Source organism: Escherichia sp. XD33 (genome assembly GCF_019375075.1).
Classification (GTDB): domain Bacteria; phylum Pseudomonadota; class Gammaproteobacteria; order Enterobacterales; family Enterobacteriaceae; genus Enterobacter; species Enterobacter flexneri_A.
Map to the genome: position 1 here is coordinate 1 of NZ_JAENDM010000087.1, position 9,200 is coordinate 9,200.

Annotated in this window: 5 protein-coding genes and 1 pseudogene; all 6 read right to left on the reverse strand. The window is 44.6% G+C overall.

The genetic code is table 11. From position 1 onward, the window contains the following. Positions 1-185: transposase (locus K0778_RS24060; protein WP_153520316.1), on the reverse strand; the 185-nt coding region annotated here is incomplete at its 3' end. Between the two features lie 216 nt (positions 186-401). Then, complete coding sequence (locus K0778_RS24065) at positions 402-3,419, reverse strand: type I restriction endonuclease subunit R (RefSeq protein WP_016240670.1); 3,018 nt, start codon at positions 3,417-3,419, stop codon at positions 402-404. A gap of 14 nt (positions 3,420-3,433) precedes the next feature. After that, positions 3,434-4,597: a DUF4268 domain-containing protein gene (locus K0778_RS24070; RefSeq protein ID WP_001349632.1), complete on the reverse strand. Its 1,164-nt coding sequence runs from the start codon at positions 4,595-4,597 to the stop codon at positions 3,434-3,436. A gap of 9 nt (positions 4,598-4,606) precedes the next feature. Then, the gene (locus tag K0778_RS24075; protein WP_153449137.1) at positions 4,607-5,938 is read right to left on the reverse strand and encodes a restriction endonuclease subunit S; all 1,332 of its coding nucleotides are present in this window, start codon (positions 5,936-5,938) and stop codon (positions 4,607-4,609) included. Continuing rightward, positions 5,938-8,367, reverse strand: coding sequence for a class I SAM-dependent DNA methyltransferase (locus K0778_RS24080; protein ID WP_032328847.1), 2,430 nt, complete (start codon positions 8,365-8,367; stop codon positions 5,938-5,940). Before K0778_RS24080 ends, K0778_RS24075 begins: the two co-directional genes overlap by 1 nt. 236 nt (positions 8,368-8,603) lie before the next feature. Next, positions 8,604-9,093 (reverse strand): annotated as a pseudogene (locus K0778_RS24085) (IS3 family transposase); the annotation flags it as partial. Positions 9,094-9,200 lie beyond the last annotated feature (107 nt).

Sequence of the window (9,200 nt, forward strand, 5' to 3'; positions counted from 1 at the left end):
GGTGTTATCGGAGAGGCTTTTGGTGTTTTGCCCTGACGCTCATCACGCAGTTGTTTGACCCATCTTGTCATTGTGGAAAGGCCAACATCCATAGCTTTGGCGACATCTGCCACCGTGTAGTTCTGGTCAACAACCAGTTGAGCGGATTCGCGTTTAAACTCTGCGCTGAAATTTCTTTTTTTCATTGGAGCACCTGTGTTGTTCTGAGGTGAGCATATCACCTCTGTTCAGGTGGCCAAATTCAGTGTGCCACTTCAAAACGTATCCTGGTGTTTGTGAAGAAACGAGTTCACTTGTGACTTATCCAGCCCCAGCTCCTTGGCAATTTGACGTCCTTTCAGGCCTGGTGACCCACCTAATAACTCTGAGACTGCCTTCAGCAAACCATCACTCCTTTCTACCTACCTACCTACCATTCGTTGCATACTTTGCGTCCACGAGGCTTTAAATGCTGAATCTCCTGCGAACAACTTGTAGAGCTCAAGTTCATCTTTACGGCGTTGCAGCATGATTTCCTTGAGCATTTTTTCGAAGGCCAAATCTCGATTATGGGGATCTGGGTTGTTTTTGTATTTCGATTCGAAGTCAGGGTGATTGCGGATACTTTCAGCGATGTTCACGAACTTAACCTTTTGCTCTTCAGGTGTGGCACTCCAGCCCTGGAACCATCGCTCATTAAATGTGCGAATGATTTCATCCAGCGGGTCAGTTTCTTTTTCACCGCCATGCACCCCACGTGGGTTCGGATTTTGAGGATCAAGCTCCGCTTCTTGGTCACTAAGTTTAATGCTGTGGTTAAGCTTCACACGTTGCAAACCGTATGAACTCAGATCGACAGAATCGAGAAGCTCATCAATAGCATCAGCATCGGGATCTTCCACTTTCAATTTCGGTATTAAAAACTTCAGGAACCAAAACAGTTTTTCCCAGCTGACCATTTCATAAGGCATGATAGAAGCCATCTGCCCATAGATTTTAACGAACTGTTTGGCTTTAATCTTAAAGTCCACTTTAGCTTCAGCTTCAAGATCTAGTTCATGGTCAAACCGCGCTGCGGCAATATCAATGATTGGACTGAGTGTTTGGGCGTCTTCATTCTTGAAATAACGCGTCACAAAGTCTTCAACTTCATACCACTCGTACACACCGACATCGTCCATTTCATCTTTCAACTCGTGCAGTACGTTTATATCTGTAGCTTGGGACAATGACGTTGCTGTATAGAAAGGATCGAATGCTGATTGAATATCTTCAACCGAGTTGAAAAAATCCAGGATAAACAAGTCTTCTGTTTTCTTCCCTAGCTTAGGTGCACTGCGATTGAGCCTAGATAGCGCCTGAACACACAAGACACTGGCGAGCTTCTTATCTACATACATGGCGCAAAGCTTAGGCTGGTCAAACCCAGTCAGATACTTGTTAGCAACCACTAAAAGTCGATACTCATCGGTATCAAACATATCTTTGGTATCTGACTCGGCAAAACCATTAATATCTGCTTCGGTATATTCAATACCATCAACTTCTTTGGTTCCTGAGAAAGCAATGGCAACTTTAAACGGGTTTCCTTGCTCCTCAAGTATTCGCCTTATCGCTTTGTAGTATCGAATGGCCGCCTCAATATTTTGAGTGACCACCATTCCTTTACCTTTACCTTTGAGCTTTTTCGTATTCACGACATGCGGAACAAAATGCTCCAGCATAATCTCTGCCTTGATATCAATTGTTTGCTGGCTTCGTTCTACATAAGCTCTGAGTTTTTTCTGCGCCTTTTTGGTATCAAACTCAGGGTTATCAGCAATTGATTTCTCAATCTCATAATAACTTTTGTACGTCGTATAATTTGCCAGCACATCCAAGATGAAGCCTTCTTCAATGGCTTGTTTCATCGAATACAAGTGAAACGGCTTGTAAGAGCCATCTTCTTGGCGTTGACCAAATTTCTCCAAAGTGCTGTTTTTTGGTGTCGCTGTAAATGCCAGGTACGACGCATTCCCGCGCATCTTACGCGATCTCATCGCCTGAAGGATTTTATCCTGAGCATCTTCTGCCTCTTCGACTTCAGACTTGCCCATCGCTCGGTTCATATTGTCATGCGCCGAACCAGACTGTGAGCTGTGTGCTTCATCGATGATCACTGCAAAGCGCTTGTCACTAAGATCGGCGATACCATCAATAATGAACGGGAATTTCTGAATCGTCGTTATAATAATCTTTTTGCCATTCTCCAGCGCCTGCTTAAGCTCAGAAGACTTATTCGCTGGGGCAATAATGTTCTTTACTTCAGAAAACTCTTTAATGTTATCCCGCAGCTGCTTGTCCAATAGGCGTCTATCGGTGACCACAATCACAGAGTCAAACAACGGCTGCTCCAAGCTTTTTCCGCCTGCCACATCAGACGAAGCAGGATAGGTTTCAATTAGCTGATAAGCTGCCCAGGTAATCGAGTTAGACTTACCTGAACCGGCTGAGTGTTGAATTAAGTAAGTCTGACCGACACCGTGCTGGGCGGCATGGTCTACTAATTTTCTCACCACATCCAATTGATGGTATCGAGGAAAGAACAGGGTTCGCTTTGGTAATGGATCTTTGCTTGACCCATCCAGACGCACAAAATGCTGAATAATATTCGCCAAGCTGTCTTTAGTGAATACTTCTTGCCATAGGTATGCCGTTTTATGGCCAGATGGATTCGGCGGGTTGCCTTGTCCAAGATTGTGACCTTTATTGAACGGCAAGAAGAATGTACTGCTACCTGATAACTTGGTGGTCATATACACTTCGTCGGTATCGACCGCCATATGCACTAGGCAGCGGCCAAAGGTCAGCAATGGCTGAGTTGCATCCCGATCATCTCGATACTGCTTTTGGCCGTGATAACGTGCTGTTTGCCCGGTCCATGCGTTCTTCAACTCCAGCGTTATCAAGGGTATTCCGTTGATAAACAATACCATGTCGATTTCTTGTAGGGGATTTACCATGGAATAGCGCACTTGGCGAGTACAACTAAACACGTTATCTGCAAAGTTTTGCTTTACCTTCTCACTACTACTTGCCAAAGGGGCTGGATAGAGCAAATTGAAATGAGCATCGTCTACGCTTAGCCCTTTCTTAAGTAAATGAAGAATGCCATGCTTCTTAATCAGTCGGTCAAATCGTTCGAGTAACTTACGTTGCCAATCTGAGGGGTTGTTCTTTTGCAGTTTGGCCAACTCTACTTCTTGTGTCTTTTGCAGAAATTGCCAGAAAAAACGTTCATCAATGGCATATTGCATATTAAAGTCACTAGCAGCACCAATGAAGTATCCAGCACCCAGTGACTGCTGACTCAGTCCCTCTTTAAGCTCTTCAGTACTGATCCCAGCCAGACATTTCTCAATGGCCGACTCTAATGCTTGTTCATTGGTTTGACTGACCATAATTGTAAATTCCCTTAATCAAAATTCTTCTGTTTCATTGCCTCAGCCGCTTTTTGCAGCGGTCCTTTTAAGGCTTTTTCTAACTTTGTCATCTGCTCTAAGTGCCACGCAACCGCTTGGGGCCAAGTCTCTTTGTTAAACCCGTCAGCTTTGGTCGAAAACTGGATACGGCAAGATTTCTTCTCATCCAGCCTCATCCACTCAAGTTCTGCACCAAAAGTATGCTCAATGTCTTGTTTGGACTGACTCAACAAATCAAAAAGGTATTTATTCTCTTCGGTAACCCCACGGCTGATCCAAAGCTCTACTCGAAGCTCTTTTTGCAGAAATATCAGGTTATACGGACATCCACTTAGCCCTGAGCCTGCTGATAACCAATGATCTTTGCTTGGGCTAATGTTGTTATAGAGTTGGCAAGAGCTTTTCTGAAACGCCTCTAAGGCACGCTCCCAGTACTCGCGACGCACGGTATGGCGGTTTTTTAGTACCACTTCGGTGGTTTTTTCTTCCGCTTCCTTGGCATTAATGCCGATCATCAACTCTTTCGCTTCTGGCGTTGGAATGATCTGGTCAATATTAATCAGTAGCTGTTCACCCAGTGAATAAGGCGTGATTTTGAAGCAGGCAATGCTAATGCCTTGACCCAATAACCACAGCGCGGTGCTGGTCACTTCTTTGCGAAAGTTTGCCGCAACTAACATAATGCGCTGGCTGTTACCCAGGTTGAGCTTTAACTCATCGAGATCGGGCGCATCCAAAAACTCACATATTCTAGCAGAGGCACTTGCAGGGGTATTAAACAAGTCAACCTCTCCTGTTACAGGCTCATAGCGGTCTAAGTACTGCTGGTAAATTTCAACGATTTGCGCTTTGGTTAAACTTGCGCAGTAGGAGGCATATTTAAGCGCCTGCCACACCACATCGCGGCCACTATCGTCCAGCTTGTTTTCAATAATGACCAAGTTGCCATCTTTATCCAGTGCCAGTAAATCTAAGCGTTCACGGGTGTCATCAAAGCCATCGAACTCTTTTTGAATAATCAGCAGCTCTTCACCCAGTGCGGAAGGCTCGTGTGCCAACCATTCCTGAAGATTTTTGCGCTCAGTAAAGCCCAACTCACTGAATCTCTTCGTCTTAACCGGACTAATCCTGTTGGTCTGATAATTTACCGTGAACATATTCGCTTCCTATTGCTCAACCATTTCTGGGGTGATTTTTATTTTTCCTGTCACGGCGCTGTTGATCAGGGTGGTTTTGTATTCTTTGAGCTTTTCGATTTGATTTACCGTAGAAGCCACAACAACATCAATCTGTGAAAACAGCTCTTTTACCTTTGATACTATTTTTTCTTGCTCTGCAACTCCGGGAATTGCGGTAGGAAAGTTTTGGATAAATGAACTAGGCACGCGCTTCTGACCAGCTGAACCAGTCATCATAGCCTCACCGGCATTAAGAAAAAGGGGCGAACTAACGATTAAGTAGAGAAAACTTCCTATAATTCTCTGACCACATCTTAAAACGTGAAACTCGGTTGAGCCGTATCCAAACTCAGTTTGAAGATTGTTAAGCCAAGCAGATTTCCCATTTTCAAAGCAAGGTGTAATTTTTGCAACAATCACATCCCCCCGGTTAAAAACCGTAAAACCTTGGCTCACATCACATATAGGCATTAATGTATCTTGATCAATAAATCCATCTGTTGAAACCTTTTCCATCGCTAAGAAAGTAACTAATTCTTTGGACTTTCTATTTGAAACTTTCACAGAAGGGCTCAAGACCGCCAACCTTTTTAGAGGCACAACTTCCCAATGCTCTGGAATATCTCCAATCCAATCCACACCGGAGTCTTTCATTGGCACATTGGGATCAAGCCCTTGGGTCACCGCCTGTTGGATGATGATCTGCTTACGCTCTTTCAGCAGGCTAATTTGCTGCTCTTTGATCGAAATCGCTTCGTCGATTAGAGCGGTTTTCTTGTCGAGAAAATTTGCAATTAGGGACTGCTCTTCTTCTGAAGGCAGGACAAAAGGAATCACCTTCATCCGTGCTTTTGAAAGGTCCCACTGACCAATCCTTACACCATCTGATGCACTACCAAAAAACGATACATATAACTTACTGCGTATCGCCCAATTGAAAAACTCAGGATTTATTGCCTTTGTAAAATCAAAAATAAAATACGCAGGACTTACAATTCCAGTGAACTTTGATACACCGTAAGAACCCTGCCACGCTTTCATTTTATTCATTCCAAATTGACCTTTCTCAAGCTTTTTATAGCCGCTAAGATCATCTGGTATAAAATTGTGATTTGACTCTTGATTATCCACGTCTCTCTCGATAACACCTTGTTCGCGTGTTATCGAAAGTAGTGGCAATTCAGGGCAGTTTTTGACCGACACCGGAGATAGGCACGAGCCTAACTTAACCAAGTCCCAATGCTCTGGAATCTCGCCAATCCACTCATAACCAGAGTCACTATATTGATCATACTTTAGCGTTGAGGTAATGCTTTCCATTAGGCTTCTCCCTGAACTTCCGCCACTTTCACGCCTAATATTTGTGCAATCAAACCATCAGCCTTCTGCTCTAGATTGATAATGTCAGTTGCTACTTCTTCAAGACTACGTAATGGCTTATGCAGATAGAAATACTTATTGAAGCTGATTTCATAGCCAATTTTTACCGTATCTAGGTTTATCCATGCTTCATCGACATGAGGCTTCACTTCATCTAGGAAGTACTGGTAAATGCTTTGCTTTAATGGAACAGATTCTGTATCTCGCAGGTCTGAATTGGTCTCGTAAGTGATATACTCGCCTTTTTTACCGCCTTCTGCTGAAGGAACGGGGTAATAACCAAAATCTGGCAAGTCAGCGACTTCACACTCATAGCGCTCCAGCAGGTCGTTTAATTTATCACCCGTTAATTTAACTACCTTTTTAACCACTTTCTTGGCGGTTTCGTCATACCAGCTCACCGCGTGAAGAATGGCATTTTTCTCAGGTGCTGAAAGCTTAATAGCATGGGCTTTTAGCGATTTATCAACTTGGGTTTTAAAGCTATTGAAGTCATCAAATTCAATGCTACCGATGTCAGCCATCAGCGTTTGTGCAGTTTCAAGCAATGCTTTTAGCGCCAGCCAGTGTTTCACATCAAGCAGTTTGGCCTTAGCCTTAGCATTGAGACTGATGTCGTTATCTTCACACCAAGAAAGAATGTCTTTCTCGATGGATTTTAAGAAGCTCTTTTTCTGATCTGACCCGTAGCCAGTTTTTTCGTAAACACGTTCGCCGTGCTCTGCGTACACGTACTCCATCACTTCACTAAGTTGCTTATCAAAACGCAGTGGGGCTATGGCATCTTGAGTAAACTTGGCTTTGCGGCGATCTGGGCGCTCGATAGTGACTTTGTAGTAGCCAAAATCGTCATTGCTGAATACCTTACTGGCGATGCCAACAGGATCATTGTTTGCATCCAGTGCTCTTTCAACATCCTTACACGCGAGGTAAGTATCGGTAATTTCCGTGATGTGCTCAGGCGCAAATTCGCAGTTTTTGTTACCTAAGTTCTTGCGCAACTTACGGTAGAGCAAGCTGGCATCAATTAATTGCACCTTACCTTTACGCGCCTCAGGTTTATTGTTGCTCAACACCCAAATGTAAGTGGTAATGCCAGTGTTATAGAACAGGTTATTAGGTAACTGAACGATGGCATCTAGCATGTCGTTTTCAATGATGAAGCGACGAATATTACTTTCACCACCGCCCGCATCTCCGGTAAAGAGCGATGAGCCGTTATGAACAGAGGCAATCCGGCTGCCTAATGGACTTACGCTCGGATCTTTCATCTTGTTGACCATCTCCATTAAGAAAAGCAGCTGGCCATCACTCGAACGTGGCGTGGCATCCACCACTTCGAGATTTCCCCAATAGTCTTTCAGGCTAACCTTAAAACGCGGGTCAATCACATCACTGCCGTCTTTAATGTACTTCTGTTCAGACGCCCAACTCTTACCGTATGGCGGGTTAGACAACATAAAGTCAAAGCGTGAAGCCGCAAACTCGTCGGTAGACAAGGTTGAGCCTACCTTGATGTTCTCAGGGTTGTTACCTTTGATCATCATGTCCGATTTACAAATCGCGTAGGTCTCGTCATTGATCTCTTTGCCGTAAAGGTAAATATCTCGGCTGTCGTTCGGGTATTTCTCTTCAATGAAGTTTTGAGATTCAGTGAGCATACCACCGCTACCACACGCAGGGTCGTAAACGGTCATGGTCAATGGTAGCTGCTCTTTCACTGGGTCAAAAACCAAGTGTGTCATCAGCTCAATCACTTCCCTAGGTGTAAAGTGCTCACCGGCTTCTTCGTTATTCTCCTCGTTGAACTTACGGATCAACTCTTCGAACACGTACCCCATACCCAGGTTAGTAAGGGCTGGCATCTTGTTGCCATCTGGGTCTTCGATCGTTTCATGAGTTAAGTTGATGTAAGGGGAAACAAACTTTTCGACGACATCAAGAAGGACTTGCTTTGAGGCCATGTGACGAATTTGCAACTTGAGGTTAAAGCATTCAATGATTTCTTTAACATTATCGCTAAAGCCAAGCAGGTACTCTTCAAAGTTGGCGAGTAATATCTGTTGGTTATTCGTTGCGGTGTTGAACAGGGATTTCAGGGTCCATTTAGATGTATTGTAAAAAACATAACCACTAGCCGCCTTCAATGGTTCATCATCAAGCTCGGTGGCTTGCATCTCTTCTTTTTGGAACTTGACCTCTTCAAGCACGGCTTCTTTGGTGGGTTCAAGTAACGTATCTAAACGTCGTAATACCACCATAGGTAAAATCACATCGCGGTACTTACCGCGAACGTACACATCACGTAAACAGTCGTCGGCAATGTTCCATATAAATGAGATGAGCTTGTTATGTACACTATGATCCATTTTCTTTTCCTGTTCAGTGTTGGTTGCACCCCACAAAGTTGCTGCAACGGCTTCACTATAAATTTAAAATTCTGTTCTTTCTGTAACGCCTAAATGGCCGCTACATCGTTCGATTAACTTGTTCTACCCGGCGCTAGATTTAAGTTTATGACACCATAAAGTGAATCGCCACAGGTTTAATAGACTGAATCGCCACAGGTTTAACAGACACCTCAGAGTCATTTAAGATGAAGTGGTCAACAAAAACTGGCCACCGAGTTAGAGTTTTTTCCAGTATCGATTTTCCGATTCGTTTGGTGGTAACCCACCATTATATTCGTGCGGTCTTAGTGCGCTGTAATATCCAACGATATAGTCCGTTATTGCGTGAGCTGCATCGCTGAAGCTTACATAGCCCGTCGCCGGCACCCATTCGTTCTTCAGACTCCTGAAGAAGCGCTCCATTGGGCTGTTATCCCAGCAGTTTCCACGCCGACTCATACTCTGCCTGATCCGGTATCTCCACAGTAACTGCCGGAACTGCCTGCTCGTATAATGACTGCCTTGATCGCTGTGGAACATCACCCCGACGGGCTTACCACGGGTTTCCCATGCCATTTCCAGTGCTTTCATGGTAAGCCTGCTGTCCGGCGAGAACGACATGGCCCAGCCCACTGGTTTTCTTGCGAACAGGTCGAGAACAACGGCGAGGTACGCCCAGCGCTTACCCGTCCAGAGTAGAGTAAGAGGCAGGGCGTAGTCGGACTATTTCCCTGCCTCTCCTCCCCGAACCGGACGTGCACCTTTCAGCGCATCCGGCTCTCCATTTAAATGCTGGCGAACGCCATTGCCAC